General features: G+C 43.6%; 15 protein-coding genes and 2 pseudogenes. 8 read left to right on the top strand and 9 right to left on the bottom strand.

The window, feature by feature from the left end:
• The first annotated feature begins 184 nt into the window (after positions 1-184).
• The 4 genes and pseudogenes from glyQ (at position 185) to V7K60_RS14040 (ending at position 5,831) form a co-directional block, all read left to right on the top strand.
• The gene (gene glyQ, locus V7K60_RS14055; RefSeq protein ID WP_334926401.1) at positions 185-1,084 is read left to right on the top strand and encodes a glycine--tRNA ligase subunit alpha; all 900 of its coding nucleotides are present in this window, start codon (positions 185-187) and stop codon (positions 1,082-1,084) included.
• 506 nt (positions 1,085-1,590) lie between these two features.
• On the top strand, positions 1,591-3,945 hold the full coding sequence (locus tag V7K60_RS14050) for a ComEC/Rec2 family competence protein (protein ID WP_334926399.1): 2,355 nt from the start codon (positions 1,591-1,593) through the stop codon (positions 3,943-3,945).
• Positions 3,946-3,985: 40 nt separating this feature from the next.
• A pseudogene (locus V7K60_RS14045) lies at positions 3,986-4,456 on the top strand (NADAR family protein).
• A 301-nt stretch (positions 4,457-4,757) separates the two neighbouring features.
• A complete protein-coding gene (locus tag V7K60_RS14040; protein ID WP_334926397.1) occupies positions 4,758-5,831 on the top strand; it encodes a tetratricopeptide repeat protein in 1,074 nt (357 codons plus the stop codon).
• 28 nt (positions 5,832-5,859) lie between these two features.
• Here the strand turns inward: V7K60_RS14040 and V7K60_RS14035 are convergent, their stop codons facing one another.
• Complete coding sequence (locus tag V7K60_RS14035) at positions 5,860-6,558, bottom strand: phosphoribosyltransferase (RefSeq protein ID WP_334926395.1); 699 nt, start codon at positions 6,556-6,558, stop codon at positions 5,860-5,862.
• Positions 6,559-6,750: 192 nt separating this feature from the next.
• Here V7K60_RS14035 and V7K60_RS14030 point away from each other — a divergent pair, with 192 nt between their 5' ends.
• On the top strand, positions 6,751-7,431 hold the full coding sequence (locus V7K60_RS14030; protein ID WP_334926393.1) for a uracil-DNA glycosylase: 681 nt from the start codon (positions 6,751-6,753) through the stop codon (positions 7,429-7,431).
• 241 nt (positions 7,432-7,672) lie between these two features.
• Here the strand turns inward: V7K60_RS14030 and V7K60_RS14025 are convergent.
• From V7K60_RS14025 to rpsT, 7 genes and pseudogenes are all read right to left on the bottom strand, one after another.
• A pseudogene (locus tag V7K60_RS14025) lies at positions 7,673-8,733 on the bottom strand (IS630 family transposase).
• A gap of 197 nt (positions 8,734-8,930) precedes the next feature.
• Positions 8,931-12,974, bottom strand: a complete 4,044-nt coding sequence (locus V7K60_RS14020; RefSeq protein WP_334926391.1) for a DNA-directed RNA polymerase subunit beta'' — start codon at positions 12,972-12,974, stop codon at positions 8,931-8,933.
• A 165-nt stretch (positions 12,975-13,139) separates the two neighbouring features.
• Positions 13,140-15,017 carry a DNA-directed RNA polymerase subunit gamma gene (locus V7K60_RS14015; RefSeq protein ID WP_334926389.1) on the bottom strand — a complete coding sequence of 626 codons (1,878 nt, stop codon included), beginning with the start codon at positions 15,015-15,017 and terminating at the stop codon, positions 13,140-13,142.
• Positions 15,018-15,154: 137 nt separating this feature from the next.
• The gene (gene rpoB, locus V7K60_RS14010; protein WP_334926387.1) at positions 15,155-18,454 is read right to left on the bottom strand and encodes a DNA-directed RNA polymerase subunit beta; all 3,300 of its coding nucleotides are present in this window, start codon (positions 18,452-18,454) and stop codon (positions 15,155-15,157) included.
• A 136-nt stretch (positions 18,455-18,590) separates the two neighbouring features.
• Entirely contained in the window at positions 18,591-18,881 is a 291-nt protein-coding gene (locus V7K60_RS14005; RefSeq protein WP_334926385.1) for a hypothetical protein, read from the bottom strand.
• 465 nt (positions 18,882-19,346) lie between these two features.
• Positions 19,347-20,144 (bottom strand): TatD family hydrolase, encoded by a 798-nt coding sequence (locus V7K60_RS14000; RefSeq protein ID WP_334926383.1) that lies wholly within the window; start codon positions 20,142-20,144, stop codon positions 19,347-19,349.
• 77 nt (positions 20,145-20,221) lie between these two features.
• The gene (gene rpsT / locus V7K60_RS13995; protein WP_334926381.1) at positions 20,222-20,518 is read right to left on the bottom strand and encodes a 30S ribosomal protein S20; all 297 of its coding nucleotides are present in this window, start codon (positions 20,516-20,518) and stop codon (positions 20,222-20,224) included.
• 742 nt (positions 20,519-21,260) lie between these two features.
• On the opposite strand from rpsT, the gene hisD reads away from it, so the two are divergent.
• From hisD to V7K60_RS13980, 3 genes are all read left to right on the top strand, one after another.
• On the top strand, positions 21,261-22,559 hold the full coding sequence (gene hisD, locus V7K60_RS13990) for a histidinol dehydrogenase (protein ID WP_334926379.1): 1,299 nt from the start codon (positions 21,261-21,263) through the stop codon (positions 22,557-22,559).
• A 365-nt stretch (positions 22,560-22,924) separates the two neighbouring features.
• The gene (locus tag V7K60_RS13985; RefSeq protein WP_334926377.1) at positions 22,925-23,350 is read left to right on the top strand and encodes a universal stress protein; all 426 of its coding nucleotides are present in this window, start codon (positions 22,925-22,927) and stop codon (positions 23,348-23,350) included.
• Positions 23,351-23,369: 19 nt separating this feature from the next.
• Positions 23,370-23,501 (top strand): hypothetical protein, encoded by a 132-nt coding sequence (locus V7K60_RS13980; RefSeq protein ID WP_334926375.1) that lies wholly within the window; start codon positions 23,370-23,372, stop codon positions 23,499-23,501.
• Between the two features lie 224 nt (positions 23,502-23,725).
• On the opposite strand, the gene V7K60_RS13975 is transcribed toward V7K60_RS13980, so the two are convergent.
• A complete protein-coding gene (locus tag V7K60_RS13975; RefSeq protein WP_334926373.1) occupies positions 23,726-24,112 on the bottom strand; it encodes a hypothetical protein in 387 nt (128 codons plus the stop codon).
• Positions 24,113-24,249: the final 137 nt, after the last annotated feature.

Here is a 24,249-nt window from a genome sequence, read left to right as displayed (position 1 = left end):
CTAAATCCTCGCTCTTTTGCGGTCGGCTTCAGGCACTTATTCAATATAGCGAACCTGATTCATTGTGTCAACTATTTTTTCCCAAATAATTTTGGATAGCTTTTGAGTCTCCTGAAACTGCCCACAGTGCCGGGTTATAGGCAACAATTGTTTATGCACTGTGTTGACTAAGGATGGAACAAGCGTGAATTTTCAGTCAGTAATAAGTTTATTGCATCATTTCTGGGGCGATCGCGGTTGTCTTATTGCCCAGCCCTACGATATTGAAAAGGGAGCTGGTACTAAGAATCCCCAGACTTTTTTAAGAGCATTGGGGCCGGAACCTTGGGCTGTTGCTTACGTTGAGCCTTGTCGTCGTCCTACTGATGGACGCTACGGCGAAAATCCTAACCGCTTCCAACACTATTATCAGTACCAAGTTCTGATTAAGCCATCACCAGATAATATTCAAGAGATTTATCTTGATTCGTTAAGGGCTTTAGGTATTCGTCCTCAAGACCACGATATTCGGTTTGTAGAGGATAACTGGGAAGATGCAACTGTGGGAGCTTGGGGCACTGGATGGGAAGTATGGTTAGATGGGATGGAAGTTACTCAATTTACCTACTTCCAACAGTGTGGAGGAATTGATTGCCGTCCGGTGTCGATTGAGATTACTTATGGGTTAGAGCGGCTGACAATGTATCTCCAGCAAGTAGAAGCATTTACTAAGATCCAGTGGACAGACAACATTACTTATGGCGATGTTTTCTTGCAAAGTGAGATTGAGCAATGCACATACAACTTTGAAGCGTCAAATCCTGAGTTGCTACTGACATTATTTAATTTGTATGAGCAGGAAGCTACCCAATTGACGAAGCGAGGATTAGTATTGCCTAGCTTAGATTATGTAATGAAGTGTTCGCATACATTCAATCTGCTGGATGCTAGAGGTGTGATTTCGGTGACGGAGAGAACTCGCTATATTGCCAGGATTCGGCATTTGGCTAGGAAGATAGCTCATTTATATATTGAGCAAAGGGAGAAGTTGGGTTTTCCGTTACTCAAAGATACTGTGAGTTCAACAGGAAGCCCAATATCCTAAAGGGTGCGGCTACACACGAACTAAGTACAGTTTTGTGTAAAATAATAGCGTTTTTAAAGCCAGAGGAACCCAAAGTAAAGGCAAAGATACCAGAGTCGTGGCAAATTTAATTCACTACGATTTTACGTTCTGTTTATCCTTGTGGTGCTGAGGTTTAAGCTAGGTATATTTTTTTGATGTGGCTTTTGCTAAAGGACAGAAATACGGTTAAATATTGTATCTAGAACATTAAAGCTACAAGAATAAAGCCCGCCTGTGCGGGCTTTGTTTATATAAACTTGATGGACTATACTCACCACAAGCATAAAAACTTTTCGCTGTTGCTGATTTAAAGAGATAAAAAGCTCACGCAGAGGTGCTTCAAGCACAGATAATAAGAGTTTGGAATATTTGATTTTTGAATTTCATAACCAAATTCAGCAACGCCGATTTTTCTTTATTGCTGCGCTATCTATATTTAAACCATCTGCAAATTCGGATTGCCGGGTGCTTTTACAAAAAATCTTATGATTCAAACCAGTGGTGTAATTATTTGTCTTGGCTACATTTTTGGGTTGCTGTTTACAGCAGTTCCTTGGGGTGGTGTGGGGATTTTGGTTCTGGGGATAGTGGGAGCAATTCTTTTTAGAAGACGCACCATATTACAGCAATTTGCTCAGAAACCAGAAAATGCTGGAAGCAAAAATAAGGCAGTGCCTAATATTTGGCAAACTACTCCCCATCCTCGAATATGGCTAGCTGCTGGCTTGGTGGGATTATTGGCAACTTTATATTTTCAATGGCGAATGCCACAACCGGGTGTAAAAGATATTAGTCAGTTTGTCCCGCCTGGAAATAGCAGCAATCAAGAACAACTTGTGATTGTACGCGGCGAAGTGGCAAGTAATCCCCGCTTAACTCGCAGTCAGCGAGGACAATTTTGGCTGGAAACGACTCAGTTAGATGAAGTTAAAAATAATAAAAGTTCAGCAGGTGTCCCACAAGGGGTTACAGGCAAATTGTATGTGACAGTCCCTATACTTCAGGCTACTGGGTTATACCCTAGTCAACAAATTGCTGTGACTGGGATTTTGTACAAACCAAAGGCGGCTTCCAATCCTGGTGGTTTCGATTTTCAGAAGTTTCTCAAGCAGGAAGGAACGTTTGCTGGTTTGATTGGGCGACAAATAAATGTTTTGGAGCCGGAACGTAAATGGGGATGGTGGCAAATTCGGGAGCGAATTGTGCGATCGCAAGTTCGTTGGTTGGGTATTCCTGAAGGGCCTCTTGTCAGCGCAATGGTTTTAGGCAGCAAAGCTGTTGATTTACCCTATGATATCCGCGACTTATTTGTACAAGCTGGATTAGCTCATGCTTTAGCAGCTTCTGGGTTCCAAACTTCTTTGATTTTGAGTGTGATTTTACAATTAACAAGGCGAGCAAGAAAAGGAACGCAATTTACCCTTGGGTTTTTGGCTTTAATCATTTTTCTGAGTTTAACAGGGTTTCAACCTGCGGTTCTCAGAGCCGTGATTATGGGTTTTGCGGCATTAGTTGGTCTGCTATTAAAAAGGAAGGTAAAACAGTTCGGATCGTTACTATTAGCAGCAACTCTGCTATTAGTGTTTAATCCTCTATGGATTTGGGATTTAGGTTTTCAATTGAGTTTTTTAGCAACACTAGGATTAGTTGTAACAGTACCCGCATTAGTCAATCGCCTAGCATGGCTACCACCTGCGATCGCTGCTTTGATTGCTGTTCCCCTAGCTGCCACTATTTGGACTTTACCTGTGCAACTTTTTGTCTTTGGAGTTGTACCATCTTATAGTCTGTTGTTGAATGTGGTTAGTACTCCATTAATTTCGATCATTAGTATAGGAGGAATCATCAGTGCGTTAGTAGGTTTAGTTTGGATTGAAGCAGGAAGCTTTCTAGCCGGGGTATTACATTATCCTACTGATTGGTTAATTAAACTAGTGGAATTTTTTAGCAAGTTACCCGGAAATTCTGTTGTGGTGGGCAGCATATCTACTTGGCAGCTTTTGGCGATTTATATACTAATTATATTGGTCTGGCTAGTGCATTGGTGGCAAAGGCGATGGTGGTTTGCTAATATGATTGCGATTGCTTTAGTATTCATCCCCCTTTGGCATTCTAAAAATACATTGTTTAGAATAACGGTCTTAGAATCTGGTACAGAACCAATTGTAGTTGTTCAAGATCGAGGTACTGTAACTGTAATTAATAGTGGTGATGAAGGTACAGGACGTTTTACAATTTTACCGTTTTTACAACAGCAGGGTATAAATCAAATAAATTGGGCGATCGCAACTGATTTCCAAGGTAATCAAAGTAATGCTTGGTTTGAATTAATGCAACGTTTACCAATCAATAAATTTTATGAATATTCACCACAAACAGATAATTCCATTACAACTCAGGCAATTCAACAGGAACTACAAAAACATCAAGGAATTTATCAACCTTTGGCAATTGGTCAAGCTGTGAAAGCTGGTTCGATAGTAGCGCAATTAATCAATGATCAATTACCGATTTTACAATTACAAATTTTAGATCAAAATTGGTTACTAGTAGGTAATGTTAAGTCTAAAGAGGTACAACAACTAGTTAAAAATGGAAGTTTGACTCGCCCACAAGTGCTTTGGTGTGCCCCTGAGTCATTGAAAGATTTAGTTATTGCTCTGCAACCACAAGTAGCGATCGCTTCTTCTGCCAACTTTGATCCAAAAACTTTATCTGAACTGAATCAAAGCCAAACTAAACTGTTCTTTACGGGACGAGATGGGGCTATTCAATGGACTCCTAATGGTCAGTTTGAGGCATTTATTGAATCAACAGAAAATAAGTCATCTGTTTTATAAAAAACTCATAAATTCAGTAACCTCAAGTTATATTAAATTTATGACAATCTACTTTTATAGCACTTGTGAAGAATATGCTTGTTTCTCTAACTTTTCACCTTACAGCTTTGAGTTAGATCGATTATATTGGTCAACTAGCGAACACTACTTTCAAGTGCAAAAGTTTGTGGCTACACCTCATGTAGAACAAATACGCCTAGTTAAAACACCTAAAGATACGGCAAGAATGGGGCGTGAGAGAACTCGTCCCCTACGTCAAAATTAGGAACAAGTTAAAGACGACATCATGCGGCAAGCTGTGCTGTGTAAATTTCAAACTCATACAGATATTAGAAATATCTTACTTTCTACAAACAATGCAGATATTGTTGAAAACTCGCCTATCGATTTTTTCTGGGGTTGTGGAGCCGATGGGAGTGGTAAAAATATGCTAGGAAAAATTTTAATGGAGGTACGGAATATCCTGCACCATACATACAGGGCAGATATTGATAATAAAACTGTTAAATAATCTTGTAAAAAATAGTTTTTTAATCGAACTATTCCAGACGTAGAGAACACGAATAGATAAGAAATACAGACGATCGCAAACGCTCTAAGACTGCTACAGAGTTATTACTCTTCATGAGTGGTAATCTAAAAGTCTCGATTAACGATTTGATAGCGATCGCTATATAAACTCTCACTTCTCCTAAACTTATCCTGTGGTAAACCAGACTGATGAAAGATGCACCCTGGTTTTGGGAACACTAGATTTAGCACCAGACTTCACAGGAAGGAGTTGATGTCTAAAGGCGAATGGAATAATCAGATTGAAAAATACAGTTCCCTTGCAATTACCCATAACATACCTAAAACCAGTGAAGCGTAATACCATTACCCATGAATTTGACTCTGGTTCACAAGCAGAAATAATACCTCCACAAGAAAGTGATGACCATTTGTTAGAAGCGTCAAAGCTACTACGACAAGGAATTCAACAGCAGCAAGCTGGCGAATTAATAACGGCTATGAAGTCTTTACAGCAATCCTTGGGGCTGTTTCAGGCGGTTGGCGATTTAGAAAAACAGGCACAGGTACTTTCTTTTTTAGGATTGTTAACTTACAGTTCTGGAGACTACAAAGGTGCTATATCTTACTCCCAACAGTGTTTGTCTTTGCTCAATAACACCTCAGATTTAGCATTGCAGATGCAAGCTCTTTCCCATTTAGGCAATGCATACCGCCACCTAAATGACCATAATAAGGCTATTGAGTTTCTAGAAAAATGTTTGAAAATAACGCAGCAACTGCAAGACAAACGCAGTCAAGTGGCAGCACTGAATAATTTGGGATTGGTGTATAAAGCTTTAGGCAAGTTTACACAAGCCATTCAATATCAGCAGCAAAGTCTGGAGATTGTGCGGGAACTCAAAGATCATTGGGGCGAAGAACAGGTACTCAAGAATTTGGGTAATGCTTGGTATGCTTTGAACAATTACCCAAAAGCGATCGCCTATTATGAGCAATGTGTAGTACTATCACGCTCCTTAAAAAATGTTCGCAGTGCTTCTCAGGTGCTAAAGAATCTGGGCAATGCTTGTTATGCTTTAAGTGATTATACTAAAGCCATTAAGTATTATGAGGATCGGTTGCAATTAGCCAAAGAAATTCAAGACAAGCGTATCGAAGAACAGTCTTTAGGTAATTTAGTAGTTGCTTGTGAAGCTTTAGGTGACTATAAAAAAGCAATTACATATTATGAAGAACGTTTGCTGTTAGCTAGGAATATGAAAGATCGGCGTAGTGAAGAAGAAGTTCTGACTCGTCTGAAAGACGCTTATAAAGCCTTGGGTGATTATGCCAAAGCTATGCAATACGAGCAGGGAACATCTTCAAATAGTTAAAAAGTAAGATTGGAAAACAATTCTATAATTACTCGCACAGATCAATTCCCCCCATTGTCTTTTGTTGTTGGAGATATACGAGAACTTCTAATGTATCTACTTGGGGAAATTCTGCGTAAAAATTACTCACACTCCAGAAGGGTTTGGGTGTTTCCAAGACTATTGTGCGATCGCCCCACTGTTCTAACCAAGGTAGCAATTTTTGTGGCGCTAATGGAGTACATAGCCAAACTGCTGCTGGAGAAAGCGCTCTCATAGCAGTTGCTGCTACCGCTATTGTCATACCTGTAGCAATGCCATCATCAACTAAGATCAGCGTAGCATTCTCTGCATTCACCTGCGGACAAGCAGGAATTAATTGAGCCTCAAGAGACTTAGCTTGCTTGATCGCTTTATTTAAAGCCACTTCTCGCCACTGCACATCATGTTTAGGGCGAAATAGCTTTTGATCGGCCCAAAGAACATTTCCCGAAGTAGTCACTGCACCAATTGCTAACTCTGGGTTTTCTGGATGGCTAATCTTTTTTGCCACAATAATTGTCAACGGACAATCTAAAAGACGTGCTATTGGTGCTGCTACTGGTACACCCCCTCTTGGCAAAGCATAAATAATTGGTACAGGCTTTACCCCAGAATCAATAGTTTGCTGAGTCAAAACATCATGAATTGCTTGCGCCAATAACTCACCTGCATGGGTACGATCGGCGAAAAGTGGGGTATATGACATGGTTTTCCCCAGCATCTTAGGACGGCACTGCTTTTATGATGACTGAATTTTGTCTCAAATTAACTGGTACAATAAGATTTGTATAAATAATTAAGTATTCAGCAAAAGTTTATTGTTCTGAACAATATCCAGCCAGAGGGCTATTTAACTTCAGATATAACAGCTAGCGCTGATGCCAAAATCCTGATTTTCATGAGCAGCGAAAACCAACTCAGCCTCTTCGACGACTCAACCTTTAATCAACGAGAACTGATTCCTACAGACGTGAAAATTCCGATCGCTCCCGGAACTTATTCTGACATAACGGAGTTGACACAAGATTGCGATCGCTGTCACCGTTGTGCGTTGGGAGACACTCGTACTCATGCTGTTGTCGGACGTGGCAATCTTAAAGCACCAATTATGGTTGTGGGAGAAGCGCCAGGTCAAAATGAAGATGAAACGGGTTTACCATTTGTAGGCAGATCGGGACAATTGCTGGAGAAAATTTTGGCATCAGTGAATCTGACTACTGAGCATGATGTATATATTGCCAATATCAATAAATGTCGCCCACCAGATAATAGAGTTCCCACTCCTGTAGAAGTGGCAGCATGTCTACCCTACCTACTAGAACAAATTCGCTTAGTTGACCCCAAAATAATTCTGTTAACGGGTGCGACTGCTGTCAAAGGTATCACTGGCGATAAGCGGGGAATTACGAAAATTCGCGGACAGTGGCTAGAGTGGGAAGGGCGTTTATGTATGCCAATTTTTCATCCTTCCTACTTGCTGCGTAACCCTTCTAAGGAAAGAGGTGCGCCGAAATGGTTGATGTGGCAGGATATCCAGGCAGTGCGTGCCAAGTTAGACGAAATCCAAAATAACAGCTAATGCTTAATTCCGTCTTTTTTAAAGCTTGTCACTACCAACATTTTTTCAATTACTCATTTCATTGCTCTCCTGGTTGGGAATAAATTCTAAAGCTAATAGCTAAAATCTTCTCAAAAGGACTAAATATAAGATTTTAAGCGATTTAGATGACTAGACTCTGTGAAAGAGAAAATTTCACTTTACTGATTGCGATCGCTTATTTTAATTAAATATCATATCATGTTCGGTAAATCACTTACGATTAAGCCCCGATTTGAATCCACCAGTGAAAACCAGTTAACCCTTGAATCAAATCTTGCTGTTGAAGTAAAGATTGACAGCGATGAAATAAAACTTCCTCCAAATCATTTAGGGTGTCAAACGATTGATTAGCAATTGGTTCGTCTACCATTGTCTACAATCTTTCAGCAGGTTGTAATTCAGGTGAATGAGAGGGCAAAAATGTTAAATGTAACCCTTCAGGAATTTTTAAATTATGGCTAATATGCCAGCCAGCGCGGTCAACAGCTAGAAGAATGTGTTTTTTAGCACCTAATTTAAATTCATGAGCAAAGTCAGCTAAAACTTGATTAAACAGTTCAGTATTGACGTATGGTAAAATCCACCAATAAGTTTCCCCGGTTTTGGGATGTACAAATGCATACAACCATAGCCATTTAAATCTCCAATTAACGTTGGCAATTGGTGTTTCTCCCTCATGTACGTAAACTCGCCTCAGAATTGGTTTTAGCCCTAAGCGATGTTCATCTTCGCACCACAACTGAAATTCAGCCTCCGGATAAGCACTTTGGAATTCTTCAACTTCTGTAGCTAGTTTTTTTTCCAGGCTTCTTGCTCAAAAGGATCGCTTTCTGTGTGAGACGGACGGGGTACTCGTAGTCTAAAAGTCATCTGCCGTAATATCTCCCATCCCCTGTATCTACTAATCTTTGTTTCAGTGACTTCACTTAACCAATCCGCAACTTTTCGTCCATTCCAAAGTCCCCCATCTGGTGCGTTTTCTTGTAAAGCTTGCCACAGATGCGCTTGGTAAATGTCGTCTATTAAGGCCTTTGCTCCTTGATTTGAAAGGCGGCGATCGCCAATTCCACTTATACCCAACTCGTTATACCGTTTAACTAATGCGTAGATCCATGTTCTGCTGTAGCCTGTGACTTTTTCTACTTCTTGGGTCTTTTTTCCTTGCGCTAGTAACCATATAATCTGGTATTGACGACTTTCTATTCCGTCTTTGGCCTGACGGTAAAGCTGTTCTAACTCAGCAATATCTAAATGCATGGTTATACTAATTCGTTTTGGCATAGTTCATCGTTTTCATCCCTACTTTTATAATAAGTGATTATCCGAACATGATATCACGACTTGCTCGCTAGGGGTAAAACGGAAGCTAGCGTGCCCCTTGGCAAAGGGCACGCTAGCACAGGTGAGGTACTTTAGTTATTGGTAATTGAGCAGACTCGATATTACCTTTTACCTTTTAGACGCGAAATTTCAAGTCTCTATTCGTCGTCGAAATCATCTTCGTCGTCTTCTTCTTCTTCGTAATCATCGTCGTCTACTACTTCGTCAGCAATTAATTCATCTTCTTCATCTAGAATTGACCTTTCTGCACGTCTGCTGCCAAAGCCAGATTCCCCAAGAGTAGGAGAATCTAAATTATAGGTGCGAGCTGTGCGATCATCTAAGACCATATCTAGGGGATCATCAACTTCATCTAACACACTACTGGTAATTTCAGCAGCATAGTCATCGATCGCTCCTGGTTCTTCATAGGTATTGTATCCAGTACCAGCCGGAATCAATCGCCCGATAATCACGTTTTCCTTTAATCCGCGCAGCCAGTCAGATTTGCCTTCGATAGCGGCTTCGGTAAGTACCCGTGTTGTCTCTTGGAAGGAAGCGGCGGAAATAAAGCTGTCGGTGTTCAACGATGCTTTGGTGATCCCCAACAATACTGGGGTATACTGTGCCCTCGCACCGCCTGTAATTGCCATAGCTTCGTTCACCTGCTCGACTTGGCGCAGTTCCACCAATTCGCCGGGGAGCATTGTGGTATCACCACCATCATCAATCCTGACTTTGTTGGTCATCTGGCGAACAATCACTTCAATGTGCTTATCGGAAATATCAATCCCTTGAGACTGATACACCATTTGTACTTCATTCACCAAGAATGTCTGTACCTTCTGTAAAGCAAGGCTAGCACAAGCATAGATTCCATCTTCGGAACCCAGGCTAAAGAAGATTTCCAAAATTTCGTGGGGATTAGATGGGCCATCAGTTAACGGTTGTCCCGCTAATACCATTGAGCCATCTGGCACAATCAAGTTTTGTCCTGGCCCCAGAGGATAATCTGTCACCACGCCATTTGATTCTACGACCTTAATAGCGATCGCTTCATCACCATCACCATAAACTACCTTAACTTCTCCGCCCCGCCGACATAAGATGCACGCTTCTTTCGGTTTACGAGCTTCAAGTAGTTCCTCAATGCGGGGCAAACCTTGAATGATATCTCCGGTTTTGGCGCGTTCAAACACCAGCAACACCAAGTTATCACCCCGTTGCACCAAATCGCCGTCTTCTATCTGCAAAACAGCACCAGGGCTGACTCGATAAGGGCGACCGATACGGGTAGTAATAACGAAGTTTTTAGTACTCAAAGCTGATTCCCCACCAGATGCAGCAGTGGCACTTTTAACATCCACTACCTGTCCTGATTCTGGGGCAAAAACTCCAGGAGCAACTTCTGTACCTTCTACTAGCAAGTCACCCACTTTTACCTTGGGTTGGGTACTAGTATTAATGGTGAGCCTGTCAACGTCACGCAACACTAAACAGCGGCGCACGTTTTCGGTTCCTTTTTGGACACCCCGCACTTCCCCCCCTTCTTTACACAAGATTTGGGTACGTGCGACTACAGAACCTGGGGCGATGGTTAGCCCATCGTGTACCTCAAGTGTCGTCTGGGTGCTACCTTGGGTGGCATCGGCGGTAATATCTCGACGAATTACCAAGGATTCCAAAATTACCAGTTGTAAACGTTGAACTTCTGGGTCTTCGGTATCCTCTACTAATTCAATATCTGCTGCAAGGGGTGAGGCATTATGGTCTTGTTCCCCTTCTTGCTCAATTTCCAGCACTAGCTGGGTTCGCAGCAGTTCCACACCTTCAACAGATTTGACGCGTTCTGAATCTTTATAAGGTAGTCGCTGTACCGCTCTTAATTGAATCGATCGCCCAGTTTGTTGACTTACCGATGTCGTTGATGGCACATCTGGATTATCTGGGACGGCAAACTCAACTACTGGACGACTTAACAGGGCTGGCCCTTCTGGTGTCTCGACATACTGGATATAACGCAATTCCGTGGCGGCGTTGCCTTGGAATTCCTCACCTGGTTGGATAAAGGTGTTATCTCGCCCGATAACTGATTCGGGATCGTCCACCATCAGCAGTTCCCCTGGCTTCACGACCACTTCCCGCAGGATGTCGTTTTTCTGTGTCACTTCTACCACACCACTGTTTTGGCAGAAAATATCTTTCACGACTTCGGTGCCAGCTTCGACAAACTGACCGTCTTCCACCAACAGTAAGGAGATATCTTTATTAACTTCGTGGCTTTCTTCAGGAATCCACAATAAGGTACCGCCCTGCACGACTTCATAACCCAGCTTGGCTTTACCTTTTTTCTGGACTTCGACACCCGCGAATTTTAGGAATCCACCAGTGGTTGTGCGATAGCGGTCATCAATTAACTCAGCTACTACTTGACCATTTTGCACTTTTGTGCCTGGTGTAGCCCTGAGGTTAAATACCTGGTTGTTGCCCGTGGAGACTAAGTAGTTATTACGACCCTGGGAACTTTGAACTGTCACCGTTGCCTGGTCTAAGACCACAGAAGCGGTGATAATCTCAATTTCCCTGGTACTTTTACCTGGGGTAGCTTCTGGCAAGCGCACCACACCGCCGTGCAAACTGGCTAACTTGGTTTCTGCTAAAACTCCATTAGAAGCGATCGCATCACCATTTTTCACTACCAATTCTGCACCGGGCGGTAAGTTGTAAACTTCCCCAGACAAAATCCAAATCAAGCCACCGCGTGCGGCTGTGGTTGTGGTATTACCCTGACGGTCAGTTTTTTGTTCTGGAACTACTTCGGCAAATTGCACTTCCCCTGCCAAGTCAGAAGCAACATCTTTAACGGCTTTTTCTGTATTAGTCCGAGTTGTGCGTCCACCAAGGGCAACCTCTGCCAACAACTGACCTTGTTTTACCTTATTTCCATCAAATACATATAGTGTTGAACCTTGGGTAAGATGAACCTCTTGGTTCTCTGGAGTAACATCACCTACTTTTGTTGGCTCCAAAAGCATGATGCCATTAGCCTCAACATAGAGGGCATCTTCCCCGTGGCGGGTACGATATGTTCTGGTTTTCAGTTTACGAGGAAGTTTGACAGTCCCATCAATTTTAGAACGAACTTGTTGCGCCACTTCCCCAGTAAACACCCCACCCGTGTGGAATGTCCGCATGGTTAACTGAGTACCAGGTTCACCGATACTTTGAGCAGCAATAATCCCCACAGCTTCGCCCAAGTCCACCATCTTAGCGTGGGCTAAACTCCAGCCGTAGCAGTGTTGACAGACAGAACGTGCAGCTTCACAAGTTAGGGGCGATCGCACCACAACTTCTCCCACCCCAGATTTTTCAATTTTCTTCGCCAAATCCTCAGAAATTGGGCTATTACGTGCTGCAATCACTTCTTTTGTCACCGGATGCACCACATCTTCACCAATTACCCGTCCCATCAAGCGAGTTGCTAGAGGAATCAAGGTTTTGGCCCCTTCTGTCATTGGTTGAATGCTAAGACCTCTGGTAGTGCCACAGTCAAATTCCCGAATAATTACATCCTGGGATACGTCCACCAAACGGCGGGTGAGATAACCAGAGTCGGCCGTTCGCAACGCAGTATCCACCAATCCTTTTCTAGCACCGTAAGACGAAATAATGTATTCCGTCACTGTCAGTCCTTCACGGAAGTTGGTTTTGATGGGCAAATCAATAATTTCCCCTTGAGGATCTGCCATCAGTCCCCGCATCCCCACCAATTGCCGCACTTGAGAGATGTTACCCCGTGCACCTGAGAATGCCATCATATATACGGAGTTTAGGGGATTAGTCTTCTTGAAGTGAACGACTACTTCATCTTTCAAAGCTTCACTAGTACCGTTCCAGGTATCGATTACCTTTTGAAAGCGTTCTACTTCCGTGATTTCTCCCCGTTGGTAACGGGTTTCAGTGGCGCGAATTTCTTCTTCGGCTGCTTCTAAGAGCAATCGCTTAGTTGGTGGCACCATCAAGTCATCTACACTGATGGAAACCCCTGCTTTGGTAGCGTAGCGAAATCCTAAATCTTTCAGTTTGTCCGCCATTACTGCGGTTCGCGCCGTACCATAATATGTAAAGGCCCAAGAGATTAAATTTCTCAGCTGACCTTTATCAACCACCCGATTGCGAAAAATCATTTTTTCGTTAGTCATTAGTCATTAGTCCTGAGTCATCAATAATTAATAATTCGTAATTCGTAGTTCGTAATTCGTAATTAATTCTTCAATTACGAATTACGTTAGCGAGTCTGCGTACTCTTACAGAGAAGCAAGCTACGCTTTTAGCGTCTCGTAGAGAGCGTCATTAGAAATTACGAATTAACTTGCTAGTGCTTCCTGAATAGCATTATTGTAAATAACGCGACCGGGAGTGGTATATATATACTGAGAAAGTACATTGCCTTTAGCGTCTTGTCTGACTCGACGGAACTTATAAAGTAATGTGCGGGTACCATCCTCGTTTTCTGTCACTTTCACGGGTTCTATATCCGGTTGGTCTGATTCTATTTCACCGTCAAACCGCACATAGATATAGGCGTGCAAGTCAATTTGCTCTTGCTGGAAAGCCATAATTACGTCCTCTAGCGAAGAAAAGTACTTTCCTGCGCCTTTTGTTGCACCGGGATTTTCTGCTGTTAAGTAATACGCCCCCAACACCATGTCTTGGCTAGGCGTGATAATGGGTTTACCTGTGGCTGGTGACAAAATATTGTTAGAAGCCAACATCAATAACCGCGCTTCAGCCTGACTTTCTAACGACAGCGGGACGTGTACCGCCATTTGGTCGCCGTCAAAGTCGGCGTTAAACGCTGGACACACGAGAGGATGAAGTTGAATCGCTCGACCTTCTACTAAAATCGGTTCAAAAGACTGAATCCCCAAGCGGTGCAATGTTGGCGCCCTGTTCAGCATCACTGGGTGTCCTTCAATCACCTCTTCCAACACATCCCAAACACTGGGATCATTACGTGATATCAGCTTTTTCGCAGCTTTGATATTATTTACCATGCCGCTACGAATCAGGCGGTTAATCACAAATGGTTGAAATAGCTCAATTGCCATTTCTCTAGGCAAACCGCACTGGTGAATTTTCAGCTTTGGCCCGACAACAATTACCGAACGTCCAGAGTAGTCAACCCGTTTACCTAACAAGTTTTGTCGGAAACGTCCTTGCTTACCCTCAATAATGTCGGACAAAGATTTCAGTGGTCGGTTATTTGCCCCTACCACAGTGCGTCCCCGACGACCATTGTCAATCAAAGCATCCACTGCTTCTTGCAGCATCCGCTTTTCGTTCCGCACAATAATCTCTGGTGCCAAAATTTCTTGCAAGCGTGCCAAACGATTGTTGCGGTTAATTACGCGCCGATACAAATCATTCAAATCGCTGGTGGCAAAGCGTCCGCCATCTAGCTGCACCATTGGGCGCAAGTCAGGAGGAATCACGGGAATGACTGCCATTACCATCCACTCTGGTTTGGAGCCAGTAGCGATGAAGTTGTCAATCACTCGCAGTCGCTTAATTAACTTGGCCCGCTTTTGTCCCTTGGCGTTACCAATTTCTTCCCGCAGGCTTTCTGCTTCTTGTTCTAAATTGATATCGGCAAGTAAGCGCAATAGTGCTTCAGCACCAATACCTACCTCTACGCCTTGCAGCTGAGAATCTTCGCTATAAATTTGGTCTTCTATTTCCAACCACTGGTCTTCACTTAGTAGCTGTTTGTAAGTTAAAGTTTCGGCATTACCTGGACTTAGGACAACATAAGAGTTGAAATAGACAATCTGCTCGACATCCCGTAAGGGCATATCTAACAGGATGGAAATATAGCTAGGAATGCCTTTGAGATACCAAACGTGAGCTACTGGTGCAGCGAGTTTAATGTAGCCCATGCGGTGACGACGCACCCGTGACTCGGTGACTTCTACCCCACAGCGCTCACAGACAATACCTCTGTGACGGACTCTTTTATACTTACCACAATGGCATTCCCAATCTTTTGCGGGGCCAAAGATGCGCTCACAAAATAAGCCATCCATCTCTGGCTTGAGAGTTCGGTAGTTAATTGTTTCTGGCTTGGTAACTTCACCGACTACTTGACCATTGGGCAATGTTCTCTCGCCCCACTGCCGAATGCGTTCGGGGGAAGCCAAGCCGATTTTTACGTAGTCAAACTGATTAGTTTGGGCAGGTCTCATACTTAAATGCTGAGTTCCGAATTATGAGTTATGAGTTTTGAGTTTATTTAGTTTTACAACATTGGGAACGGGGTATTGGGCATTGGGCATTTTTCGCATTCCCTATGCGCTATGCCCCATGCCCTATTCCCTAATCTCTATTCGTCATCATCCAGCGATTCGCGGGAAAGAGATTCATAAGTAGGTCGAGGAGGTGTGCGACGGGCTGATTGGTCTGCCATCAAATCTACTTCCACATCCAGGGAACTACCATCTGCTTGGGTTTCTACCTTGTGTACGGCAATGTCTAACCCCAATGATTGCAACTCGCGCATTAGCACCTTAAAGGACTCTGGGGTTCCAGGTCGAGGAATTGCCTTACCTTTAACGATCGCATTTAACGCTTCATTCCGTCCTTGCATATCGTCAGATTTAACTGTGAGCAATTCCTGTAAGGTGTAAGCTGCACCAAAGGCTTCCAATGCCCACACTTCCATTTCCCCAAACCTCTGACCACCTTGTTGTGCTTTACCACCCAAGGGTTGCTGAGTCACCAGTGAGTATGGGCCTGTAGAACGGGCGTGGATCTTATCATCCACCAAATGCACCAGTTTCAGCATATAAGCCACACCGATGGTAATTGCTCGGTCAAAGGGTTCGCCTGTACGACCGTCATACACCATGATTTTGCCTGGGTTATCTGGGTTATATACCCAGTCTTTCCCTGTTTCGTCCCGTGCTTCTTGCAATTTGCCATGCACGATTCGCCGAGATGACTCTTCACCGTACATTTCATCAAAGGGAGTAATCTTAAATCGTACTCCCAAGGTTTGACCAGCCCAACCCAAGAGACATTCAAATACTTGTCCGACGTTCATCCGACTGGGTACACCCAAGGGGTTAAGTACAATGTCCACTGGTGAACCATCGGGCAAATAAGGCATATCTTCTGCTGGTAATATTCGAGAAATAATCCCTTTATTACCGTGGCGTCCTGCCATTTTGTCACCAACTTGGATTTTGCGTTTTTGAGCAACATATACCCGGACTACCATATTGGCTCCTGGTGGTAGTTCATCGCCTTGTTCACGAGTAAACAAGCGCACATCAACTACCCGACCTTTTTCACCATTTGGTACTCGCAGGGAATTATCCCGCACATCCCGCGCTTTCTCACCGAATATGGCCCGCAACAGTTTTTCTTCTGGGGGTTGGTCAGATTCACCTTTTGGTGTGACTTTTCCTACCAAGATATCACCAGCTTCTACCCACGCCCCAATGCGAATGATTCCTTGTTCATCCAACTGACGCAATGCATCTTCCCCGACGTTGGGAATTTCTCTGGTGATTTCTTCTGGCCCCAGTTTGGTTTGTCTGGCTTCAATTTCATATTTTTCAATATGAATTGAGGTGTAGACATCATCCTGCACCAGTCTTTCAGAGATTAAAATCGCGTCTTCGTAGTTGTAGCCTTCCCAAGGCATATAGGCAACGACGATATTTTGTCCTAGCGCCAATTCACCGCCTTCGGTGGAGGAGCCATCAGCCAACACCTGACCAGCAACAACCCGTTCACCAATGCGGACGAGAGGTTTCTGATTTAAACAGGTGTCTTGGTTGGAACGTTGGTACTTGGAAAGGGTGTACTTAATTTCTGGGGTATTAGGTTTAGGACGGACGCGAATTTCTGTAGCATCCACATAAGTGACATCACCATCGGTACGCGATACAACCACCATCCCGGAGTCTCTTGCTCCTTGCGCTTCCAAACCTGTACCTACCAGAGGACGTTCTGGTTTGAGCAGGGGTACTGCTTGTCGTTGCATGTTCGATCCCATCAGCGCTCGGTTAGCGTCATCATGCTCCAAGAAAGGAATCATGCTGGTTGCTACCGACACAATCTGTACGGGAGACACTGCTACGTAGTCAACCTGTTCTGGTGTTGTGGTGGAAAATTCTTGGCGATAGCGGACTGGCACTTGTGGTCCAATAATGTGCCCAGTTTCATCTACAGGAATATCTCCAGGAGCAACCCGTAGGTCGTCTTCTTCATCGGCTGTCATATAGGCTGGAGGCAGATCAAATCTGACTCGCCCATTTTCTACAGGTCTAAATGGTGTTTCTAAGAAGCCGTACAGGTTTACCCGTGCATGGGTTGCTAAGGAGCCAATCAATCCAGCGTTGGGGCCTTCTGGTGTCTCAATGGGGCAAATACGTCCATAGTGACTAGGATGTATATCTCGCACGGCAAATCCAGCGCGTTCACGGGTTAAACCACCAGGACCAAGGGCACTCAGACGGCGTTTGTGGGTCAGTTCCGCCAGAGGATTGGTTTGATCCATGAACTGACTTAACTGGCTGGAACCAAAAAATTCTTTAATTGCTGCTACCAGTGGTTTGGGGTTCACCAAGGAAGCAGGAGTCAGCACTTCGGCATCAGATACTGTCATCCGTTCCCGAATTATTCTTTCTAGACGATTTAAGCCCACCCGCACTTGGTTTTGCAGCAATTCACCGACGCTTCTCACCCGACGGTTGCCTAGATGGTCAATGTCGTCAATATTACCAATGTCATATTCTAGGTTGATCAGGTAATCCACGGCTGCCAAGATATCCCCAGCAGTCAACACACGCATTGTGTCTGGGACAGAAAGACGCAATTTTTTATTGAGCTTGTAACGTCCGACGCGGCCAAGGTCATAACGTTTCGGGTCAAAGAAACGGGAGTCTAGGAGTTGTTGTCCACCTAAGACTGTAGGTGGTTCACCAGGACGCAGTTTCCGATATAACTCCATTAGGGCTTCTTCTTCAGAAAATTGCCCTTCTTTTTCAATGGTTTTTTGGAAATATTCGGGGTGGCGTAAGGCGTCAAAGATTTCGTTGTCTGACAAACCTAAAGCTTTTAGGAGTACCTGCGCTGAGAGTTTGCGGGTTTTGTCGATGCGTACCCATACCAAATCGTTACGGTCTGTTTCAAATTTCAGCCATGCTCCCCGGTTGGGAATTAAGCTAGCTGAATAAGTACGTCGCCCGTTTTTGTCGATTTCTGATTTGTAATAGACTCCTGGCGATCGCACTATTTGGTTGACAATTACCCGCTCGGCTCCGTTAATAATAAATGTGCCGCGATCAGTCATCAAAGGCAAATCCCCAATGAATACCTCTTGCTCTTTGATTTCCCCAGTTTCTTTATTAATTAGACGTGTGGGAACATACATTTGGACAGCATAAGTACTATCCCGCCGTTTGGCTTCTTCGACGCTGTACTTCGGCTCCTTGAGTTTGTAGTTATGACCCAAAAAGTGCAGTTCTAATTTACCCGTATAATCTGTAATAGGACTAAAGGAGTTCAGTTCTTCTATCAGCCCTTCTTCTAAAAACCAGCGAAAGCTTGACCGCTGGATTTCAATCAAGTCGGGCAACAGAAAGGCGGGTTCCATATATGTTTCTTTAGTCATGCCTCTTCCTTTGTCAACCTGGTACAATTTTCCCTTGGACACTGCTGTTTGATGCTTCCCACTGCTAGCCAGTGTCCTTAGCTGTTTGGGAACTTTTTCTTACACACTTGTGATTTATAGGTGTAGACCGCAGCAATTAAATCTGGTTGGAATGAGCAATTTTGACAAGGGAGCAATCACCCCTAATAGGGACTAAGTAATGGGTACTCAGTACTATGGGAGCAGGTAAAAACTTGCTGAAAGTATTTTCCCCCTGCATCTCATGTTCAATGACGCCAGTTGCTTCTCCTATCGCAGACGCTACACGTAGCTTACTTCCTCGCAAGGGTACAAGTCGGCAAAGACGCCCAACGCACTGGCTTTCCAATGCCCATTTCAAAAAGAATATCCAGTTAAAATATTCCTGAATTTGATTTACTTTCTTCACTTCCCCTCCAAAAAGCGCGTTAATTCGCTGACGCAGCTCTACACAGTGTGTTGTTAAATCCACCCCGCTGTTGATACTCTCAGTGATATCTTAGATATCCTAAGACTGAGGGAACGCTCTGCACCTTGTCGATTTTGAATCAGAATCACTTCATTTTGCTGGATTATACTCACAAGGCAATTTTTGTTTAACGATTTTGAATAGGTTCAATACACACTAAACCGATGTTATGCAAAAGTCTAGCTCAATTTAGGTTGGTACGGTTAGTCTATGCGTGGAGAGCATCCGCTTGTAGAGATTTTGAGGATGGGCAAGCCATAATAGTATGATGGAAAATTAAGATGAAAAGTTTTATGCACCTTCCTTTATTATTATGGCGCAAGCAAAGTGTTTTTGAGGGAATAATATTAGCATATTTTTGTCCCCCTATAGTTTTATTTTTTTAACACAACTTAACAAAATATACTAGGACACACTTGATATTGACAGACTGAATAATTCACAGGCATTTTGTGTGGTTTGATGGGCGATCGCCTCTACCGTTTCCTGACGCAGTTTAGCTACTTGCTCGGCTACATAAAACACGTAGGCAGGCTCGTTGCGCCTCTCGCCCCGTTTCGGAACTGGAGCGAGAAATGGGCAGTCTGTTTCAATCAGTAGGCGATCGCTACTTACCATTGCAGCTGAGGATTGGATTGCTTTGGCATTTTTGAACGTTACCGTACCGCTAAAGCTTATATAGAAGCCTAAATCGAGAAACCATTGAGTTTCTTCAGGTGTTCCTCCCCAGCAATGCATTACACCCCGTACTCTTTCTCCTTTGAGTTGCTGCCATTTTTGCAACACGTCTCTGGTTGCCACGGCAGCATCACGGCAGTGGATAATCACTGGTAAGTTTAGTTCAGATGCGATCGCCAACTGGGACTCGAACACCATATACTGTTGCTCATAGTTATCAGCTTTGTAAAAATCCAGCCCCATTTCCCCAATTGCTACCACATTTGAGTCAGAACTCGCTAAAGTTTTGATTTTCTCGGCTGTTTCGCTATTCCATTTATCGGCATCTAAAGGATGTAATCCTACAGCAAAACTAATTTCGGGAAACTCTTGGGCTATGGATTGAATACTGGAAAACTCCTCTGGGTGAACACAGGAATGCACTAAACGCACTACACCTGCTTCTTGCCACCGCGATCGCACTGTCGCTAAATCCGGCTGGAAACTATCAAAGTTAAGATGTACATGAGTGTCTATTAGTTGCATCTTTTGTCCTTTGTTGTTTGTCCTTCGTGAATTATCGTTTGTTTTGTTACCAATGACTAAGGACAAATGACCAACGACTACTCAGCTGTTTGTGTCACGGGTTTTAGTCTGTGAGCCAATCTTGACTTTTTTCTTGCCCCATTGTTTGGGTGAAGAACACCTCGTTTGATCGCCTTATCAATTTTCCCGTAAGCCTCGGATAACCGAGCCTGCGCTTCTTGTTTTAATTCTGGGGTAGGATTAGCTGTATAAGCAGCTACAGCTAAGAGGTATTTCTTCATCAGCGTCTTGACTGCTGATTTGTAAGCTTTATTACGCAGTCGGTTACGTTCTGCGATTTGGGCACGCTTGAGAGCAGACTTTGTATTCGCCACAGTCAATTCCAAAAATACGATGATTAATTATGTACACACACTACTAGACTTACTAATATAGCATCCAAATTGCCAATGTTATAATTTCCTAAAAAAATTATGGGATTAGGCATTGGGCATAAATAAAGATCAATATTAGTATTAGTTCCATAGTTTTTACTCGCCAATTCAGTATTTCGTCAATTGAGGAAATGCGTTAAAATAAAATACATCCATTAAATAACTGTCAACCTAACTCATCACAACCTGATTAAGCAATGTGATTGTCAATAAAGATAATTTGTCCGTAAACCAGATGTATCATTTAGAGACAGAAACTGCAAAGAGCTAAATTTCAGGGATTCTCAAGTTAAGTAGAGGATCGATATATCGTGCCTGTACACACATTAACTAGTAAAAGTTAGGGAAATAAGTAAAAATTATACTCAGACCCTGCCCCCTGTAAATTCAGGGGATTGGATGTGTAAACATACCATCTGCACCCCACAAGAATTGAGGAAAAGGGTGTAAGGGTAGTGGGAAATGGCACACCTGCTTCCTGCCGCTAGCCAGTAAAGGCTTGTTGGATTGAGCAATTAAGTCGCCTTCTCAAGCAAACTATACGCTGGTAGCCTTGAGAGTATCAAAAAAATCCAGGTTAAGCTAGAGAAGAGAATTAGAGTCAGCTTGCACACCCCAGTGGGTCAAGAGCAATACTAAATCTCAGGTGGCAATATTATAATTTTGGCATTGTCCTTACTCCATGCTGCGAATTATTACTCAGCAGGCAGACGTTAGAGCAGAACTACAACGGATCTGCGATCGCACCCATGACGAACAGGTACTTCACAAAGAAGCAACGGTGCGGGAAATTTTGCAATCAGTAAAGCGCCAAGGCGACAAAGCTGTATTGCATTACACGGCCGAATTTGACAAACAAACCCTGAAAGCAGAAGAACTCCGAGTTACAGGCTCGGAACTGGATGCAGCCTATCAGCAGGTATCAAAGGAGTTGTTGGGTGCGATTCGGCTAGCTTGCCGCAAAATTGAAGCGTTTCATCGTCAGCGAGTACCAAAAAGTTGGGTACACTTTGGTGACGATGAAGTAGTACTGGGCAAACGTTACACCCCTGTAGACCGAGCCGGGTTGTATGTGCCTGGTGGCCGTGCCGCCTATCCCAGTACAGTGCTGATGAATGCAATTCCGGCTCATGTTGCTGCTGTACCCCACGTGGTGATGGTAACACCACCAGGCCCAGGGGGTGCTATTAACCCAGCAGTCTTGGTAGCTGCCCAAGAAGCAGGGGTGCAAGAAATTTATCGCATTGGGGGCGCACAAGCGATCGCTGCTTTAGCTTATGGTACAGAAACGATTCCGAAAGTGAATGTGATTACTGGACCTGGTAACATCTATGTCACCCTAGCGAAAAAACTTGTCTATGGCACCGTCGGTATTGATTCTTTGGCAGGCCCCAGCGAAGTGCTGGTGATTGCCGATGAAACTGCAAATCCAGTACATGTAGCTGCTGACTTGCTGGCCCAAGCCGAACACGATCCAATGGCGGCAGCGATTTTGCTGACCACAGATCCTGCTTTGGCGAAAAACGTACAATTAGCCTTGGAAAGACAGCTAGTGGATCATCCACGGCGAATAGACACAGAAAAAGCGATCGCTCACTACGGCTTGATTATCGTTGTGGAATCGCTCCAAGCCGCAGCAGAACTCTCAAATGAATTTGCCCCCGAACACCTGGAATTAGAAGTCAAAGACCCTTGGGCACTCCTACCACAGATTCGCCACGCTGGGGCAATCTTTTTGGGTTACTCAACACCAGAAGCTGTAGGAGACTATTTGGCAGGTCCTAATCATACCTTGCCAACTTCTGGTGCTGCCCGTTATGCTTCGGCATTAGGTGTTGAAACTTTCCTTAAACACTCCAGTATTATTCAATACTCACAAACCGCACTGCAAAATGTGGCTGGTGCCATTGATGTGCTAGCAACAGCAGAAGGTTTACCTTCCCATGCTGATTCAGTGCGACGCCGAATTCAGCAAGAATAGTGATTTGGAATGCTTAATTTTTTCTGATAACTCAAAGTTTGGATAGTGATACCTACGGTAAGCTATGCTAAAGCACGCCATTTCCTATCCTACCTTCAGTCACCCTTTAAACGTCCACAAGTCGGGCATTGCCGACAGTAGTTTCTGGGGAAGGAAAACCCTCTTCCAGAAACTCGTGAAAAGCTTCTCCAGAAAAGTTGCTACAACCCATTCGCATAAAAGTGGCGTAAAACTAGCTGACCTATGGCGTAGCCTCAAATATATAAATTAAGTTGTCAGATAAAAAATTAGTTTAGTGTCACTGCCGACTAATTTTGCTAGATACTTATGTATGTAAGAGGTCTACTCTTTAGGAGACGAGAGCAGTGCTAAATAGTGTTTTGGTAGCTCTGGACGGTTCGGATATTTCAGAACGAGTAATTCAAGCTTTAGATAATTTGGTGTTTTCAAAAGACGCCAAGGTTATTCTGTGTCATGTGTTTCTCACACCAGAGTCAGAAATGGAACTACCTGCTGATCGCCCTCAGCCAGAGTCCCCAACGTTTTCTTATTTTCATATTGAAAAGCAACTGCAATTATATCAGGAAAAATTATCAGTCAGAAGTGAGTTAGAGTTAGTAACTGGCGATCCGGCTGAAGAGATTATTCGTCTTGCCAATATTTATAAAACTGACTTGATCGTAATTGGCAGTCGGGGCTTGATGGGGATGAAACGAATTGTTCAGGGTTCTGTTAGCAGTCAAGTTGTAGAAGAGGCTAATTGTTCAGTGTTGGTCGTAAAACCAAGGTAAAGATTTACAAGGGGAAGCAATGGTTATAACCACCCCAAAACTAGCCTTTGAAGAATACCTGAAATATGATGATGGCACTGATACCCGCTATAAATTGGTCAAGGGAAAACTAATTCCCATGAGTCTAGAAAGTGGACAACATGGTGCATAAAAGTTTAAGAATTTTAACCTATGCAATTCTGTGTTCTCTGGATTTAGAGTCGTTAGATAAATTACTTTTAAACCGCAAAGCTACAGAGGAGGACACTTGCATGAGCGGGTTTCCCTACATGAGCAAAGTGTCCGTGGCGCAGAGAGAAAAAAGAGATTTTTCGAGTTACCTTGCAATGGCTAGCCGTAAAGACAAGGAAAATCCCTTTTCTACGTTCAGTCAATTCAACGTTCTTGAGTTGCTAAAAACTGACGCAAGCTCAACAAGCTGAGTGTTTGACCCAAATTCAAAGGCAAAATTGAAACTCCTTCCAACCGTGACTGTACCCAACCTTCTCCCCAGTACCATTCGTGGAACCCGTCAATGCCTCCGCTGAGTACTAAGCGAAGGCAGTTGGATTTGACAACGTTTACTTGATGATGAATGGCGACTGGCCCAGTCCAGGTTGTAAACTGGAATCCGGGAAGCAGTTCTTCTGGCATTCCTGGCGCAAAACGTTGCCCTAAAAGCCATTTTTTTAGTTGCACGGGATGCAGTAGACTGTCACGAATTGCATCTGTTGATGCTTCGATTTCAATCCGCAGTTGGCTTTGTTGAAAATTACCCAGCATTTTTCTCGGATTACCTAAAGATAAGACATCGCTATTTCTAATATTGCAAATACAATCACTGATTATGACTAGGTGACTTTTCTCGCAGCAGAGAACTTAGAATAGAAAAAGTCAACTTGTTAAGAAATGTAAGGTTA

The organism is Nostoc sp. (assembly GCF_036917555.1).
GTDB lineage: Bacteria > Cyanobacteriota > Cyanobacteriia > Cyanobacteriales > Nostocaceae > Nostoc.
This window is presented reverse-complemented; position numbering and strand designations above follow the sequence as displayed.